The organism is Pseudomonas sp. HPB0071 (genome assembly GCF_000478505.2).
Taxonomy (GTDB): Bacteria; Pseudomonadota; Gammaproteobacteria; order Pseudomonadales; family Pseudomonadaceae; genus Chryseomonas; species Chryseomonas luteola.
The window spans coordinates 2,212,199-2,228,897 of the sequence record NZ_KI517367.1; the positions used below are offsets into that span (position 1 = coordinate 2,212,199).

A 16,699-nucleotide genomic window follows, 5' to 3' on the forward strand; every position below is an offset into this window, starting at 1 on the left:
CGCCATCATGACTGGCAGCGCATATGGAGTAGTCCGTGTCGGTGGCATCGAGATCGCCATTCCGGCATCGGCCCTGCAACAGGTAGTGCGCTGGCCTGACCAGATACAGCCACGCCCTCCGGTAGCGTCTTACATGCGTGGTGTGTTCAGCCTGCGGGGCCGCGCGGTCCCGCTGGTGGACCTGCACGTGCTGCTCGGGCTCACACCGGCTGGGGAGGACGGAATGCCCAGCGAAGTGGCACTCCTGCATCATCAGGAAGGACGTTTTGGGATTGGGATTGACGCCGTGGCGGATGTCATCCACATCGATGAAAGGCAACTCAGCGAACTGGGCACCCACAAACGTGGACAGGGTTTGTTGCCGCGCCTTTTCATGGGCGGCAGCCAGGGCGAGCGCATCATCTACCTGCTTGATATCGAGGCGCTGGCGTCGCTGCCGGAGTTGTTCATGGCCTTCGATCATGCGCAGGAGTTGCGTGAGCGCGGCCGTACGGCTCGCTTCAAGCTCAAGCATTACATACTGCTGGGCTGTGATGGTCGCCGGTTCTGCCTGGAGGCTACGGCAGTCAGTGAGCTGGTCGAACATCCCCGGATCGATACGACGTTCTTTCAGAGTGAGTATTGCCTGGGTGTCACGGAGCTGCGGGGTACCCCGATTCCAGTGCTCAATCTTTCCCGCATCCTAGGGCTTGAAGAGGTCCCCGGCGAGACCAAAAAACAGCTGCTGGTCATGACAGCCAACGGCCATGCTTTTGGTTTTGCCTTTACCGAACTTCTGGCCATGATGCGGCGCAACCCGGACGATCTTGTGCCTATGCCGCGTTTCGGCCTGCAGCACCCCGCCATGTTTTCCGGGGTCATGAGCGGCGAAGATGGCCATGATGCGTTGCTGCTCAACCATACGGCGCTGCTGCGTCGCAAGGATATCCAGGCGTTTTCCAAAATCTTTGAAAACGCCAAGGGCCGCAGCAGCGAGGCCTCCAGTATCGTGCCCAAGGCGCGATCCCGGCAGGCGTGTCTGGTATACGAGGCCGGTATCCAGTTTGCATCGCCGCTGCATCAGGTGGATGAGATTCTTCATATCCCCACGCAGTTCATGCGTCTCAAGCAAGCCCAAGGACATCTGATTGGGATGATCAACGTTCGCGGGCAACAGGTCTCGCTGATCTGCCTGAGCAGCCTGATCAATTCGTCGCCGCGTGAGGCAACCGAAAGCTCGCGTATTCTTTTAGTGACTGGCGAGGCAATGACCTTTGGCTTTGCGGTCTGCCAGATCGATGCGATCGAGACGTTCAACGATTTCGATCCCGGCATGCTCGAAAAGGGTTGGCAAACCCCGACAGGTGATTCCCTCTCCGTTGGGCAGCGGGCGCGAACGCTGGTAAGCATTGGCTCCGGCCTCAATCGCTGGCGCGCTACATTGCTGGACCTGAAAGCCGTGGCACGCGAACTGGAGGCAGAATTAGCTAGCCAGGAAATGCTGCCGGTATAGGACTGGTGCCTGAGAACAAGGTGATCGACAATGCGGCGATTACCTTGTCCGGGAGTTGCCCATGTCCATCCGCTGGATCGCCACACCGCAAACCGATCTCACCGTTCAGACCCTGTATGCCATTCTTGCGCTACGTACCGAGGTCTTCGTGGTAGAGCAGAAGTGTCCTTATCAGGAGGTGGACGGCCAGGACCTGACCGGCAATACCTATCACCTCATGGGCTGGGAAGGCGATACGCTGGCGGCTTATCTGCGAGTGCTGGATCCGGTACTGCATGACGGGCAAGTAGTGATTGGCCGCGTCGTAACCGCGCCCGCCGCACGGGGTCGCGGGCTGGGGCATGAGCTGATGAAGCAGGGCCTGACCTTTTGCGAGACGCACTGGGCCGGTCTTCCCATCTATTTATCTGCCCAGGCGCACCTGCAGGATTACTACGGCCGCTACGGCTTCGAGCCGGTTACAGACATCTACCTTGAAGATGACATCCCGCATATCGGGATGCGTCGTACGGCAACCTCCTGAGATGCTCACCGGCCTGAATCATCTCACCCTGGCCGTGAGCGACCTGGACCGCAGCGTTACCTTTTACCAGGCGCTGCTGGGTGGTCGGCTGGTTGCCCGATGGGCGCAAGGTGCTTATCTGGAGCTGGGATCGCTATGGTTGTGCCTTTCTCTGGACGCTATTGTGAAAGGACCGCGAGCAGACTACACGCACTATGCGTTTTCTATCTCCCAGCCTGACTTCGGGCCTTTCATGGATCGGCTCAAGACGCACGACGTTGACGTCTGGAAAGACAACCGCAGCGAGGGCGACTCGTTCTATTTTCTCGATCCGGATGGGCACAAGCTGGAGCTGCATGTCGGCACCCTGGCAACACGCCTGGCGCAGTGCCGTGTCAAACCCTATGCGGGAATGCAATTCTTCGATTAAAGCTCTATTGCTGCGCAAAGAGTATGAGATTCGCGCTCCCGGCAGGAGCGGCCCGGAAAGGGGGGCTTATTTAGCCGGAGGCTGTGCCTTATCCAGTGCAATGAGTTGCTGTTTCCCGTCCGCAATGATTTTATTGAATTCGGGCGCTATGTTCATCGTGCTGGCCTGGATAGCCTGCATGCTGTTTTGCATGGCAATGGGCATCTTGGTCACCACTGAGCGCCCTTCTTAAGACTGGTAGAACTTCATTTCGCGCTGGTTGAAGGACTTCTTATAGATGTCCGTCATCACAGGCTCCATGTTCTTCCATGACAGCGCCTTCTAGATAACGGCCAGGCTCTTGCGCTGCATATTGTCGACGATCTTCTGCTGTTCGGCAGTCAGCGTCTTGCCCGGCAGGCCTTGCTCAAGAACGGCCTTGAAATAACTGTTCATCTGGCTAATCGATGAGTCGATCAACTGTGAGGTATTGATCACCATCAGCAGCTCATGGACAGAGCTGTCGCTTGGCGCCGAGTCTGCCGCAAACGCATGTGCAGCTGAAAGCAGGACAAGGGCAGCGAGGGTCTTTTCATTTCAATTCCCTCTGTACGAGTTACGTCCTTATAGGACAGCAAGCGCGCGTCTCAACACGTCGTGCGCGTAACCATAACGTGCTTAAAACGATTTAAAAATCGAATCCGATCTGAGTCCGATTCGGTTCGGCCTTTCTATGGGGTTTGCGGTGGGGGGTAGTAACGTTGTTTTGGGCCTTGGGCGCCTTGAAGACAAGTGTGGTGAGGCGGATTGTTCGCATCGGGTCATCAGGCAGGCGGAGCGTTACCTCGCTACCGTGCTCAGGCTGCTCTTCCGGCGCCTCCTGGTAAGCGGGATGAGCACGGTTTTGTGCACGGACATCGTTGATCGTTCGGGTCAGCCGTTGACCTCTATAAAAAACCAGCAGGATAAGCCGAGCTTCCCGGCTCAACGGATGGGCCAGCAGGTAGTCAAGTTGCTCCCGATACGCCTCGGCACTCTTCCAAAACAGGCAGTCGGCCAGACAGGCGATCCGCTCCCGATGACGCAGGCCAAGTGCGCTATAGCCGACAGGCACAAAGGGCTCGATTGTTTCCGGGCGCTCGAACTGGCCGTTCAGTGCAATACCCAGGTAGTTTCTTAACGGCGCCTCATTCCATGTGGCGAACAGTGATGGACTGTAGGCCAGCAGCGTAATGGCGCTTTGCAAGGTTTCCACGATCTGCTCATGCTGATCACGGCTCAGCGCTGGCTCCGGCAAGTCGGGCCCATGGCCCATGCGAGGGAGCTCAGGAAACAGCTGCTCCTGTGAAACAGGCGTAAGCCGTGCCAGTGGACCGTCGGAGCGCTTGTGCAGTGGAATACCCAACGTTTGCGCCAGGGCCTGATGGGAGAGCAGCCGCGTGCGGCGGGTGTTGATGACCGTCTCCACGGTAGCCGACAGGCTGTCGTTGTAGGCATTCACTTCCTGTCGAATCCAGGCGAGCGCTTTTTCGATCTCGTTGACTTCACGGTCGATCAGCGCGCGTGCGGCCTGCTCCGCGCCGCGCTTGATCTCGAAGGTCAGAATCAGGGATTGCCCGCTGATCCGTACTGTACCTGACGTACCCGCCCAGGGACCGGCCTGTGCGCCAAACCACTCCGCGTCGCCATCGAAGGGTATATCGATATCGAGTCGATGGCTGGCCGCATTGCCCTCGAAATCCGCATGGTCATCGGTTTCAGCCTGCCACTCATGGCGACGCAGCGCCGGCGGCTCGATCCGATAGACCGCGATGAAGTAATCGATCAGCGCCTTTGGCGCCGTGTTGAGCAGGCGGTGTTCATCCAGCGCGGCCAATGCCTCGTCGAGGCGGCTCCGCTGGTTATCGAGTCGCTCCCTGGGGTCGAAAGTGGAAAACAGCTCGTCCTGCAACACGTGTGCACTCATTCGCCTGTCCCGGTGACTACTACCCGTCAACATCGTCTTTTATTGGAGCTGGAGAAGGCAAGGGAATATCCCGGACCGACCGTCAATAAAAGGGGCCATATAGGCCCCTTGCGAACCTTTCGTATCAGGCCTTCTTGAACTCCTCTTCAATGGCTTCCAGCGTCTTGTTCCGGGTCTCGGGTAAATAACGGACCACGAACGCAATGGCCAGCAGGCCGAACGCGAAGAACATGAAGAACGTCGTGGAGATACTGAACCACGCCACCAACTGCAGGAAGAAAAAGCCTACCAGGAATGTGGTCAGCCATAGCACGCCGCCGGTAAAGCCCAGGGCCAGGCCCCGGATACGCATGGGAAAGATCTCAGACAGCATCAACCAGGTCACTGGTGAGATGGCCCCTTGCTGGAAAGCCAGAAAGCTGACCGTAAGGCCCAGGATAATAAACGCGCGCTCCGTGCCTGGCGCCATGTTCATCGAGACCAGACCGATCAGCAGCAGACACGTAGTCGTGCCGATCAGGCCGGTGATCAGCATCGGCCGGCGGCCGACCCGGCCCAGTAGCCAGATGCCCAGAAAGGTAGCCAGTACGGAGATCACGCCATTGGCGATGTTGGCTGTGAGCGCAGCCTGCGTATCAAAGCCGGACTCCTTCAGGATCTGGGTGCCGTAATACATGATCGAGTTGACGCCGGTGATCTGCTGCACGACGGCGATACCTATACCAATCAGAAAGATCTTGCGAATCCAGGGCGTTTTCAGGTCTTCCCAACTACCCTCTTTGGCCTTGGAGTCCTCCTGCGCGGCTTGGCGTACTTCCTTGGCCTCCTTATGTGCCTGGTGCTCGGCGCGAACCTCTTTAAGCGTACGCAGCATTTCGCCGAAGCGGCCTTTGGACGCGAGCCAACGGGGACTTTCCGGCATGACCAGCATGCCTAGCCAGAGCACCACGGCTGGAAGCGTGGCAATGACCAGCATCCAGCGCCAGATATGGCTGCCCTCGAAGAAATGGGCGATCGCAGCGTTGCAGGTAAAGGCCAGTAACTGGCCCGACACGATCATCAGTTCATTGCGCGTCACCATCTGCCCGCGCTTGTGCGCAGGCGACATCTCCGCCAGGTAGACCGGAACGGTGACCGAGGCACCACCAACGGCAAGCCCCAGGATGAAGCGGGCCAGCACCATGATCTCGGCGTTGGGCGCAAGGGTGCTGCCCAATGTGCCAAGGATGAAAATGATCGACAGCAAGAGGATGATCTTGCGTCGGCCACGGGCGTCGGAGAGGCGGCCGCTGATAGCGGCACCGATGGCACCGCCAAAGACTAGGGAAGACGCCACCAGACTTTCAGAAAAAGGCGTGAGGCCAAAGTCTTCCTTGATGAAGGGAAGCGCGCCGTTGATGACGCCAGTATCATACCCAAACAGCAAGCCGCCAAAGGTTGAGATCGTGGTGATGATCTGCATCTTGCGCTTGTGGTTGGTAGGCGAGGAGTCTGTTGTCGAAGGCTCTGCATTTGCAGGCGAGGCGAGGGATGATGGGGTTTTTATCATAGATTTCTCTTTGCACGTTAAGCCGTGACGCTCATCCATCCCTGGTTGATCACGAGGCAGTCCAAGGTGCCTTGATACTGGGCGGGTCCGCTAAATGCACGTGCTTCGGCCGGGAGATTGATTGCCCGTGCGACGCTATCGATGCGTTTGGAACCCACGTTATCGAGCGTATGGGGCTCATAGGAATAGACTGACGTGCTTGGAGAGTGGTTTCAAAAAAAGCCACTGAGGAGTATCTGCATCACAGAATCCTGAGTGAAAGGCTGACGAATTCCCAGGCGGTGGGCGTCAGTGATGGCTGCCAGAACACGGCCTGAGGAAATCAATAGCCGGTAGGGTAAACATCGTCGAAAAGAGGCAATTACTTGATACCGAGTCGGTATCGGACCAGGCAGGTTAGCCAGGCGGCAAAACCGCCTGGCTGGCTTGACTCAGTTAAGGCTGACCATTTCCGCCGGAGGCGCCAAAGACTTGACCTGTGACATAGCTGGCCTCGGTGGAAGCCAACTGCACGTAAAGCGGTGCGATTTCCACAGGCTGGCCGGGACGCTTGAGCGGGGTGTCGCCTCCAAAGCTCTTGAGCTTTTCCATGGTCTGGCCACCGCAGACCTGCAAGGGTGTCCAGAACGGGCCGGGTGCTACGGCGTTGACGCGGATACCCTTGTCTGCCAGCTGTTTGGCCAATCCCTTGCTGAAGTTGGCAATGCCGGCCTTGGTCAACGCGTAATCGACCAGATTGGCCGAAGGATCGTAGGCATTGACCGATGATGTGTTGATGATCGAAGCGCCTTCCGGCAGATGCGGAATGGCAGCCTTGGTAATCCAGAACATGGCGTACAGATTGGTTTTGAGCGTCCAGTCGAACTGCTCATTGCTCAGGTCAAGAATCGAATCGTGGCTCTGCTGGCGCGCAGCATTGTTGACCAGGATATCCAGTCCACCCAGTTCCTTTACGGCGCGGTCCACCAGCTCGCGGCAGAATGCTTCGTCGCGAATGTCACCGGGAATGGCTACCGCCTTGCGGCCGGCCTGCTGGATCAGCTGAACCACTTCCTTTGCATCGGGTTCCTCATCCGGCAGGTAGTTGATGGCTACATCCGCGCCTTCGCGGGCAAAGGCGATGGCTGCGGCACGGCCGATACCCGAGTCGCCTCCGGTGATCAGGGCCTTGCGGCCGGCGAGGCGGTTATTGCCTTTGTAGCTTTCTTCACCGTGATCTGGCCGAGGCGTCATCTTGCTGGCCAGCCCTGGCCAGGGTTGGGTTTGCTCCTGAAACGGAGGGCGGGGATGGCCGCTCTTGGGATCGCTCAACGGGGCTGGGTCGGCTGCAGCCTTGCCATTGGCCGTCTGAGCAAAGGCGGGGGCCGCTGCGGCGGCGGCAATCGTGACAGCCGCACCTTGCATGAGTTTACGGCGGGACGTGGAGAGGTCGTTCGGATTCATGGCTGGCTCCTGAGAATGGGAATAAGCGGTGATCGAAACGGCAAGGCAGCAGCGCCCATCGGGGCATCTGCCGGGTAAGCACCTGATGCGATGCTTGAATCGTTGTGACCGGGATAGACGTACAGACCGTACGCATCGTTCCCCAACCAAGGCAATAATGGGCGAATGGTCTGTTAGGTAAGAGCCTGGAGCTAGAGCGGATGACAGTCGACGCGGACAGGGCAGGGGCTTTGCAGATAGGGCCCGTTCATGACTAAGGGCTGAACAACAGACAGGCAAACCTGCCTCGCGCCTGAAAGGCGCAAGCCAGGGTGCAGGGAGGCTTACAGCGTTGGGTCTACTTCACGTACCAGCACATAATGGCGACCGGTTTCGTCTTCACAGTAGTCGTACACATAGAACATCTCGACCACTCCGGCTCCTGGCATGGCAGCCACGAGGTCACCCGGCTCAGGTGTAAAAAAACCTGCCGTGCCCGGCTCGGCTTCGCTCTCGATGCGAGCAGTGGAAAACAATTCGGGGTCCATGTCGCCAAAAAAATCGTCGCGTGTTTCCTGGTCCCAGTCCTCGGGCACCTTGAATTCACCCGTAAACAGGATCTTGGCATCACCCAGGTCGTCAGCATCAACTTCCGGATTTTCGTCCGGGCGGTAGACCGTGCAGTCCAGAACGTTGCTGTCGCTCAGGATGGTTTCCCGTGCGGCAAGACGCTTTTTCGAGCCAAACGAATCTGCCGTATAGGATACGGAATCCGGGCCGTTGGTTATGCGATCGTTGGGACTCATAGCACTCTCCATGGTCATGGTTCTGCCTTCATAGCAGATAAGGCGAAAATTGCTGTGTTTTCCAGTCATTTTGGCGCTTTGTCATACGGCAGAACCATCTTTTTTGTGTAAGCGTCTGTCTTATGACTGCTTACGGGTGCGGTTTACGCCTGAGGGCTCTTCAATGACCGTTCAGGCACCGGAGCGGCGAGGGGCAATAAGGGTTGGGATACAAACGCGAACCGGCGCAGTCCAAGTTACAAATTCACTGTTCAGGGTCCGATATGACAGCGCCAGACACAGAAGAGCAGGTAAACGCGCCTGATCTAGAATACGTTCAATGGTTAGTCAACCAGTCGATGCTCTACAAGGCTCGTCAACGTGCCAAGGCGTATGGCGGTCAGGCGCGGCTCTGGATGCATCCCTATGCTGAAACGCGTCCGCGTCGGGCCACGGCCATTGCCTCCGTCTGGTTCACGGCCTACCCCAGCTCAGTGATCACCGGATCAGGCGATTCCGTCATCAAGACACTGGGGAGCGCTCCGCTATGGAATGCGTTGTCTTCCATTGGCGTGCAGGCGATCCATACGGGGCCGACCAAGCTGTCCGGCGGGCTCAAGGGACGGGAGATTACGCCTACCATCGACGGCAACTTCGACCGGATCAGTCTCGACATCGACCCGCTCTACGGAACGGAAGAAGAGTTCATCGCCCTGAGCCGAATGGCCTCTGCCCACAACGCGGTAGTTGTGGACGACATCATCCCGGCTCACACTGGCAAGGGCGCCGATTTTCGGCTCGCCGAATTGGGCTATGAAGATTATCCGGGCCTTTACCATATGGTGGAGATCAAGCCGGAGGACTGGGAATTGCTGCCGGAGGTGCCGGAAGGACGCGATGCAGTCAACCTGTCGCCCGAGGTCGTCGATGCCCTGAAAGAGAAGTGCTATATCGTCGGCCAGCTCCAGCGCGTCATCTTTTTCGAGCCGGGTGTGAAAGAGACTGACTGGAGTGCCACACCGGTCGTTACCGGTGTGGATGGCAAGAACCGGCGCTGGGTATACCTGCATTACTTCAAGGAAGGTCAACCTTCCCTGAACTGGCTCGACCCCAGTTTCGCTGCACAGCAACTGATCATTGGCGATGCACTGCATTCGCTGGATGTGCTTGGTGCACGCGGGTTGCGTCTGGATGCCAACGGCTTCTTGGGTGTTGAACGGCGCGCCAACGACAAAGCCTGGTCTGAAGGGCATCCCTTGTCCATCGTCGGCAACCAACTGATTGGCGGCATGGTGCGCAAGGCCGGCGGCTTTAGCTTTCAGGAGCTGAACCTGACCGTGGATGATATCGCGGCCATGGGCCAGGGCGGGGCAGATCTCTCTTACGACTTCATCACCCGTCCGGCCTACCATCACGCCGTGCTAACGGGCGATACCGAATTCCTGCGCCTGATGCTGCGTACCATGCATCAATTCAACATCGACCCGGCGTCGCTTATCCATGCCCTGCAAAACCACGATGAGCTGACCCTGGAGCTGGTGCACTTCTGGACCCTGCATGCCGACACTAATTTCGTCTACCAGGGCCAGACCTGGCGCGGCAGCATCTTGCGCGAGCATATTCGTGAGGTCATGTACGAGCGTCTTAGCGGTGAGCATGCGCCCTACAACCTGAGGTTTGTTACCAACGGCGTAGCCTGTACCACGGCGAGCGTGATTGCAGCAGCCTTGGGCATCCGCGAACTGGACAGCATGACCGACGAGGACAAAGAACGGGTCAAGCGGGTTCATTTGCTTCTTGCCATGTACAACGCCTTGCAACCCGGCGTATTCGCCCTGTCCGGATGGGATCTGGTAGGAGCGTTGCCGCTACCGTTCGGTATGGTGGAAGACCGGATGCGCGATGGCGATACACGATGGATTCAGCGCGGTGCCTATGATCTGGCAGACGCCAATAACGAGGCGACCCATTCCGGCGAAGGTCTGCCCAAGGCCGTCAACCTTTATGGCAGCCTGACCGAGCAGCTGGCCGACCCGGACTCCTTTGCCAACAAGCTCAAGCGCATCCTCTCGGTACGCCAGGCCTATGGCATTGCGTCCAGCCACCAGATTGCGGTGCCGGATGTCACCTCGCCGGGGCTTCTGATCATGGTGCACGAGCTGCCCGCCGGGCGTGGCACCCAGATTACCGCGCTAAACTTTGGCGCCACCTCGATCCAGGAAACCATCACCCTGACCAACGTTACGCCGGGGCCGGTCGTGGATATGATCAACGAGACGGTTGAAGGTGATCTCACCGACAACGGTGAGCTGACGATCAATCTGGAAGGGTATGAGGGGCTCAGCCTGCGGATCGTAGGTGCCCTGCCCAACACGCCGTTCGACGTGTAAAGGCTGAAAAGGGCTGCGAGGCAAAATGTATTTGCTCGCAGCCCTTTATAGATTCAATCGTCCCGGGTGAGGACTTCCAGCAGCTCGATCTCGAAGATCAGGTTCGAGTTCGGTTTGATATGTGCGCCAATCTGGCGCTCACCATAGGCCAGGTGCGCCGGCACGACCAGCCTGCGTTTGCCGCCCACCTTCATCCCCATTAACCCGATATCCCAGCCCTTGATGACTCGGCCCGTGCCGATGACGCACTGGAACGGCCGACCCTTTTCGTATGAAGAGTCGAATACGGTGCCATCTTCCAGAGTGCCTCGGTACTGGGTCGTGATCAGGGCACCTTTGACAGCTTCCTTGCCTTCGCCCAGCTGGATATCTTCAATCGTCAGTTCGTTGCTCATGGGGTGTTCTCTGTGTTCGTTGGATTCTGCGGCTTTTCAGGCGTAACCGCAGGTTTGGGCGCTGCGTCCGGCAGGGGAGCGCCTTTTGGCCAAAGCATCCAGATTCGACCGTCCTGCTTCATATGGCCAGCCAGCTCGCCGGCATCATCACCTGTACCCCAGAAAAGATCGGCCCGGACCTCTCCCGTAATGGCGCCACCGGTATCCTGTGCGGCCACCGGGCGAATCACGGGGCTGCCATCCGGGCGGGTAGTGGACAGCCAGAGCAGGCTGCCCAGCGGAATCACCTTGCGATCAATGGCCACGCTGTAGCCAGGCGTCAATGGAACGTTCAACGAGCCGCGGGGTGCTTCGTTGCTGTCCGGGCGTTGGCTGAAAAACACATAGCTCGGGTTACTGCCCAAGAGCTCCGGCACACGATCCGGGTTGGCCGTGGCCCACTCGCGAATCTTGCTCATGCTGACCTCTTCCTTTTGCAGCAGCCCCTGCTCCACCAGCCAGCGGCCGATAGGCTTGTAGGGATACCCGTTCTGATTTGCGTAACCGATACGCAGCTGGCGACCATCTTCCAGTTCAACACGGCCCGAGCCTTGGATCTGTAAGAATTGCAGGTCCATCGGATCACGCAGCCAGGCCAGTACAGGGGCATCTACACCCTGCTGCATGATGGTGGCGGCGTCGTCATAGGGTTTGAGCGTCTGGCCTTCGAGTCGGCCTCGCAGGCGTTTCCCCTTGAGTTCAGGGTAAATGCTGGCCAGATCGACGGTAATCAGGTCGGTAGGTGTGCCATAGACCGGCACGGGATGGGCCTCATCCTGCACGAGGCTGCCGTGGTAGACCGGCTCGTAATAGCCCGTGATAAGGCCATGCTCGCCCTTCAAAGAGCGCAGGCTGTAGACCTGTAGCTGGCTTTTGAGAAAGTCCCGTACGGCGCGTGGATCATACGGGACCTGCGCGGCTGCCTGACATGGTCCACTCCAGGCCTCATTGTTCTTGAGCTTCTCGCAGCCTGCCTGCCAAGCCTTGAAGCCTGCCATAAGGTCGGCGTCACTGGTGACAGGAAGATCCTCCCAGCGGACAGGAGTGTAGGTGGCAACTTCCGGCGGTTTGGGCGGCGGCTTTTGCTTGAACTTGGAGCCGTCGTCACAACCGGCCAGCAAGGCTAATAGAGATACGGCGGCACAGGCCATGAGCCGCCAGGGGTAACGATAGGCAAGCACGTCAACTGTTCTTGTCGATGAGTGAGCCGGTAGCTTGGTGAAATCAGGCCGTGACGTCAAATGCCGATCCTGACTTTCCCACCTGCTGAATCATGTTGCAAAACAGTCAGGTAGGCCTGCCGTGGCTGGTTAAATTATAACCAGCTCCATGCGAAAGATCATGGCGTTACAGTGCTCGGAATGCGTTCCAGCGGCATGCGCTGATGTTCTTTCCATACGCCATTTTCCAGGGCGATACGGCCAGTGACATCCAGTGTCGGACAGCAGGACGCATCGGCTGCCTTGAAGGTGAGTCCCTGATACCAGAGGTCATCGTTTCGGATAAAAAGGCTACTGATATGCTTGGGAAGTTCTGTTGAGCTCTGCTTGGGCATCGAGTAATCGGCATCGATGAAATAGTCGCCGCCCGGGCTCTGGCGCAGGATGGCCATGAGCGGCCGAGTGGCGGTAGGTGTGCCGCTGCAGCCGACATCCAGCTCGTACACCGCCAGGAAAACCGATTTTCCATCCAGCTGGTAGGGGATGATATTGCGTGGGTCCATCGAGAAGGAGCAGCCCAGCGACTTGCCGAATTGCTCAATGATAGGCGGCAACTTGGCTAACGTCTCGGTCCGCTTGGGTTCCGAGGCCTGCACGATGTAATCGGTCAGGTCAACCTTGATATCTGCCAGGCAGCTCAAGGGCAAAAGTGACAAAGCCATCCAAAGGGCCATAAAACGCATTGGGCTTCCTCTCCGTGGAACAGAACGCAAGGATCATTTCAATTGGTCGATATTGACGCGCATAAAGGGCATCGGTTCGCCGGTTGTACAACTATTGTTCAATTTGGAAGCGGATTCGCCTTTTGAAAATGCCGTACCTGTCGATTGCTCTGTCGACAACGGCCACTAAAACGCTCGGGCGCACATAATGCCTTGCATACAGACTTACATACAGCGAATGTACTCGCTGAGTAGCCTATCTATTAGGGCGTGCTCTGGTTATCAGAAGGCGTTGCGCTCTTCCAGGCAGTCGTCCCCACCCATCTCGAATTCGCGGCAGATCAAAGGGCGATTCTCATAGATGCTGCATCGCATGGTTTTTCGATCCAGCGCGGCGCACCAGCCGTCGTCCAGGCGCGCCATGGTCATCGAGCCCCATTGGTCCTCCTCGATAAAGCGCATGGGAACGCCGGTATCCGTAATCAGCATGACTTCCAGACGGCAGCACTTGGCCGCACAGGTGTCACAGGTGACACTGGGTTCGGGCTTGGTGGGCGGCGCAGAGGCAGGCAGGTTATGGAGCGGAATCACGTGATCACCGGCGTAAAGGCAGGCTGCAAGGTTACCGGCAGTTAAGGCCTGCTCAAAACGAAGAATGATCCATCAGGAGGAAAACTGACGGACCGCAGGCCTCTCATGTCTGCCTGCGTTCCGTCAGCGACCGATTACCGGGGCGTCGGATTCTGCTCCGGCTGATTGCCATACGCCGTTTGCCCGATGTCATCGCCCGAGGTGGTGCGATTATCGCTGTTGCGCAGTTTGGCGACGGCATCGGCATCCACCGGACCGCCCTTGTTGCCCCAGCTGGTCCGGATAAAGGTCACCACATCCGCTACCTGCTGATCGCTCAACCGCCAGCCGAAGGCAGGCATGACGATGGTCGAGGGCGCACTCTTGAGACCCGGCAGCTTGCCCCCTTCCAGCACAATGTGGATAAGGGACGTCGGGTCTTCCGTCTGCACCACGGTGTTACCGGCCAGTGCCGGGAACGCTCGGGTGTAGCCCAGGCCATCCGAGCGGTGGCAGGCATTGCAGTTATCGATGTAGACCGCTGCGCCGCGCTTGCTTTCATCCCCTTTTACCAGCATTTCCGAAACGGCATTGTTGCGCTGATAGGGCGGGGCATCCGGATGGACCGGCGAAAGCGTCTTCAGGTAACGGACGATTGCGGTCAGATCCTCGTCGCTCATGTACTGCAGGCTGTGCTCGACCACCTGCGTCATACCGCCAAAGACGGCCATGTCATCCGAGCGGCCTGTCTTGAGGAATTCCACTAGCTGCGCCTCATCCCATCGGGCAATGCCTTCCTTGTGGTCATTGCGCAGGCTTTTGGCAACCCAGCCTTCCAGCGGGGCGCTACCCGCGAGGAAGTCCTTGCCGTCGGCATCGCTGAGGGCTTTTTCCTGCATACCAATGCCGCGGGGTGTGTGGCAGGCACCGCAATGGCCCAGGCCCTCCACCAGATAGGCGCCACGGGCAACCACCGGGTCCATGCCCTGCGCCGGTTTGAAGTCGGCAACCTCCGGCGCGAACAGCTTGCGCCAGACAGCCAGGGGCCAGCGCATCGACAGCGGCCAGGGAATCGCCACGTCCTGGTTGGGCTGAGTCACCGGCTGAACGCCGTGCATGAAGTAGGCGTACAGGGCACGCATGTCCTCTTCGGTGACGCGTGCATAAGAGGGATACGGCATGGCCGGATAGAGCGAATGCCCTTCCTTGGCGATGCCGTGACGTACGGCCTTATCGAAATCCTCGAAACTGTAATTGCCAATGCCGGTTTCCTTATCCGGCGTGATGTTGGTCGAGTAAATGGTGCCGATGGGCGTTCCCATGGGCAGGCCGCCAGCGAAGGGCTTGCCACCGGCTGCTGTATGACAGGCTACACAGTCACCGGCGCGAGCCAAGTATTCGCCTTTCTTGATCAATTCCTGATCAGGTCCGGCCTCTTGAGCAAAAGCAGGCAGAGCGATGAACCCCAGGGCCAGTGCAGAGATGAGTGCTTTCATGGTCGACGTCCTCATGCCTGCACCAGTGGGCCAGGGTTTTTCAGGTACTGTTCGCGGATGGCGCGTGCCGACCAGTAGGTGAGGGCTGCCACAAGGCCTGTCGGGTTGTAGCCCAGCCCCTGTGGGAAAGCCGAGGCGCCCGGAACGAACACGTTGTGCACATCCCAGCTTTGCAGGTAACGGTTGAGGGCGCTGGTCTTGGGGTCGGTGCCCATGATCGCGCCGCCGTTCAGGTGGGTGGTCTGGTAGCTGACCGTATTGAAATGCGTTCCCGGCGCCTTGACCTGCACGTTGATGGCCTTGGGATTCATGGCTTCGGCGATGCGCTTCATCTTGTCGACCATGAAGTGCGTCATCTTGATGTCGTTTTCCTTCCAGTCGAAGGTCATGCGCAGGAGTGGCATTCCATACGCATCCTTGTAGGTCGGATCGAGGTCCAGGTAGTTGTCGCGGTAGGACTGGTGCGCTCCGTGGGCATCCATGGACAGCTGATGATTGTAGTAATCGGCCGCCGCCGCCTTCCACTGGCTGCCCCAGTTGGGCGTGCCGGGGGGATTGCTTACGCCGGCGATAGGGCGTGTGCCCGCCTGGTTCACCCAGAACGGTGAGCCACCTACGAAGCCGTGAGGGCCGTGGTCGAAGTTGTCGGCATTGAAGTCATCCACCGCCACGCCATTACCGCCCGCACCGATAAAGGGGTTAGTGAAGTGCTGGTCCTTGTCGAAGTAGGCCTTGATGGTCGCCATGTTCTGGTAGGCGAAATTTTTGCCGACCACACCTTCGCCGGTTTTTGGGTCATAGGGCTTGCCGATGCCTGAAAGCAGCATCAGCCGCACGTTGTTGAATTGGAAAGCGCCGAGAATGACGATATCGGCCGGTTGCTCAATCTCGTTGCCCTGGGCGTCCACATAGGTCACGCCGGTGGCGAGCTTCTTGTCGTCGGTCAGGTTGACTTTCAGTACGTGGGCATCGGCGCGCAGTTCGAACTTGGGTTCCTGGCGCAGCGCCGGCAGGATGTTCAGGTTAGGCGAAGACTTGGAGTACATGTAGCAGACGTACCCGCTGCAATATCCGCAGAAATTGCACGGCCCCATCTGGCAGCCGTAGGGATTGGTGTAAGGGCCGGACGTGTTGGCCGAGGGCAGGTCATAAGGGTGGTAGCCCACATCCCAGGCGGCCTTCTGAAACAGCTGCGCCGACACCGTATTCTTTTGCGGCGTGAGCGGAAAGTGATCGGAGCGGTCCGGCGCAAAGGGGTTGCCGCCCTTGCCTTTGCCAACCAACTCACCCTTTACCGTCCAGGCCTGACCAGAGGTGCCGAAGACTTTTTCGGCAAAATCGAAGTACGGCTCCAGCTCCTCGTAGGTCACGCCAAAGTCCTGGATGGTCATACCATCTGGGATGAAATTCTTGCCGTACCGCTCCTCATAGTGACTGCGCAGGCGCAGCTCTACCGGGTCGACCCGCAGATGCACGCCGGACCAGTGCAAACCCGCACCGCCTACGCCATCGCCGGGCAGAAAGGCGCCGAGCTGACGATAGGGCAGTGCCGTCTGGCTCACGTTGTGGCGAATGGTGACGGTTTCTTTGGATGTGTCCACGAACAGCTTGCGACGGATGCTGTAGGTCAGCTCGTCGATCACCTGTGGGTAGGAACCGTCCGGGTAGGTATCACGCATTGGGCCACGCTCCAGCGCGACCACGGAAAGACCCGCTTCGGTCAGTTCTTTAGCCATGATGGCTCCAGTCCAGCCAAAGCCTACGATCACCGCATCGGCTTTCTGCATCACTTTTGCCATGGA

Annotated in this window: 16 protein-coding genes; 4 read left to right on the forward strand and 12 right to left on the reverse strand. The window is 58.4% G+C overall.

Annotation, left to right across the window (positions count from 1 at the left end; translation table 11 throughout):
- The first annotated feature begins 7 nt into the window (after window positions 1-7).
- The 3 genes from HMPREF1487_RS10455 to fos all read left to right on the forward strand — a co-directional run bounded on the left by HMPREF1487_RS10455 (window position 8) and on the right by fos (window position 2,424).
- Window positions 8-1,492, forward strand: coding sequence for a chemotaxis protein CheW (locus tag HMPREF1487_RS10455; RefSeq protein ID WP_177325219.1), 1,485 nt, complete (start codon window positions 8-10; stop codon window positions 1,490-1,492).
- Between the two features lie 61 nt (window positions 1,493-1,553).
- Complete coding sequence (locus HMPREF1487_RS10460) at window positions 1,554-2,015, forward strand: GNAT family N-acetyltransferase (RefSeq protein WP_010796614.1); 462 nt, start codon at window positions 1,554-1,556, stop codon at window positions 2,013-2,015.
- 1 nt (window position 2,016) lies between these two features.
- Window positions 2,017-2,424, forward strand: a complete 408-nt coding sequence (fos, locus tag HMPREF1487_RS10465) for a fosfomycin resistance glutathione transferase (RefSeq protein WP_010796615.1) — start codon at window positions 2,017-2,019, stop codon at window positions 2,422-2,424.
- A 66-nt stretch (window positions 2,425-2,490) separates the two neighbouring features.
- Here the strand turns inward: fos and HMPREF1487_RS27310 are convergent, their stop codons facing one another.
- The 6 genes from HMPREF1487_RS27310 to HMPREF1487_RS10485 form a co-directional block, all read right to left on the reverse strand.
- Window positions 2,491-2,637: a hypothetical protein gene (locus HMPREF1487_RS27310; protein WP_156913091.1), complete on the reverse strand. Its 147-nt coding sequence runs from the start codon at window positions 2,635-2,637 to the stop codon at window positions 2,491-2,493.
- Between the two features lie 108 nt (window positions 2,638-2,745).
- Window positions 2,746-2,904 carry a hypothetical protein gene (locus tag HMPREF1487_RS27315; protein ID WP_010796617.1) on the reverse strand — a complete coding sequence of 53 codons (159 nt, stop codon included), beginning with the start codon at window positions 2,902-2,904 and terminating at the stop codon, window positions 2,746-2,748.
- Window positions 2,905-3,091: 187 nt separating this feature from the next.
- Window positions 3,092-4,369 carry a hypothetical protein gene (locus tag HMPREF1487_RS10470; protein ID WP_010796618.1) on the reverse strand — a complete coding sequence of 426 codons (1,278 nt, stop codon included), beginning with the start codon at window positions 4,367-4,369 and terminating at the stop codon, window positions 3,092-3,094.
- Between the two features lie 124 nt (window positions 4,370-4,493).
- A complete protein-coding gene (locus tag HMPREF1487_RS10475; RefSeq protein ID WP_010796619.1) occupies window positions 4,494-5,918 on the reverse strand; it encodes a sugar porter family MFS transporter in 1,425 nt (474 codons plus the stop codon).
- 435 nt (window positions 5,919-6,353) lie between these two features.
- On the reverse strand, window positions 6,354-7,361 hold the full coding sequence (locus tag HMPREF1487_RS10480) for an SDR family oxidoreductase (protein WP_010796620.1): 1,008 nt from the start codon (window positions 7,359-7,361) through the stop codon (window positions 6,354-6,356).
- Between the two features lie 323 nt (window positions 7,362-7,684).
- On the reverse strand, window positions 7,685-8,146 hold the full coding sequence (locus tag HMPREF1487_RS10485; protein ID WP_010796621.1) for a hypothetical protein: 462 nt from the start codon (window positions 8,144-8,146) through the stop codon (window positions 7,685-7,687).
- Window positions 8,147-8,409: 263 nt separating this feature from the next.
- Between HMPREF1487_RS10485 and treS the strand changes: the two genes are divergently transcribed.
- Entirely contained in the window at window positions 8,410-10,515 is a 2,106-nt protein-coding gene (gene treS / locus HMPREF1487_RS10490; RefSeq protein WP_010796622.1) for a maltose alpha-D-glucosyltransferase, read from the forward strand.
- A 53-nt stretch (window positions 10,516-10,568) separates the two neighbouring features.
- Here treS and HMPREF1487_RS10495 read toward each other — a convergent pair whose 3' ends face one another.
- The 6 genes from HMPREF1487_RS10495 to HMPREF1487_RS10520 form a co-directional block, all read right to left on the reverse strand.
- Complete coding sequence (locus HMPREF1487_RS10495) at window positions 10,569-10,910, reverse strand: FKBP-type peptidyl-prolyl cis-trans isomerase (RefSeq protein WP_010796623.1); 342 nt, start codon at window positions 10,908-10,910, stop codon at window positions 10,569-10,571.
- A complete protein-coding gene (locus tag HMPREF1487_RS10500) occupies window positions 10,907-12,100 on the reverse strand; it encodes a murein transglycosylase A (RefSeq protein WP_010796624.1) in 1,194 nt (397 codons plus the stop codon). The genes HMPREF1487_RS10495 and HMPREF1487_RS10500 overlap by 4 nt, the downstream gene beginning before the upstream one ends.
- A gap of 188 nt (window positions 12,101-12,288) precedes the next feature.
- Window positions 12,289-12,852 carry a hypothetical protein gene (locus tag HMPREF1487_RS10505; protein WP_010796625.1) on the reverse strand — a complete coding sequence of 188 codons (564 nt, stop codon included), beginning with the start codon at window positions 12,850-12,852 and terminating at the stop codon, window positions 12,289-12,291.
- A gap of 261 nt (window positions 12,853-13,113) precedes the next feature.
- On the reverse strand, window positions 13,114-13,404 hold the full coding sequence (locus HMPREF1487_RS10510) for a YkgJ family cysteine cluster protein (RefSeq protein ID WP_037030686.1): 291 nt from the start codon (window positions 13,402-13,404) through the stop codon (window positions 13,114-13,116).
- 152 nt (window positions 13,405-13,556) lie between these two features.
- The gene (locus HMPREF1487_RS10515; RefSeq protein WP_010796627.1) at window positions 13,557-14,897 is read right to left on the reverse strand and encodes a c-type cytochrome; all 1,341 of its coding nucleotides are present in this window, start codon (window positions 14,895-14,897) and stop codon (window positions 13,557-13,559) included.
- Between the two features lie 11 nt (window positions 14,898-14,908).
- On the reverse strand, window positions 14,909-16,696 hold the full coding sequence (locus HMPREF1487_RS10520) for a GMC family oxidoreductase (protein ID WP_010796628.1): 1,788 nt from the start codon (window positions 16,694-16,696) through the stop codon (window positions 14,909-14,911).
- Window positions 16,697-16,699: the final 3 nt, after the last annotated feature.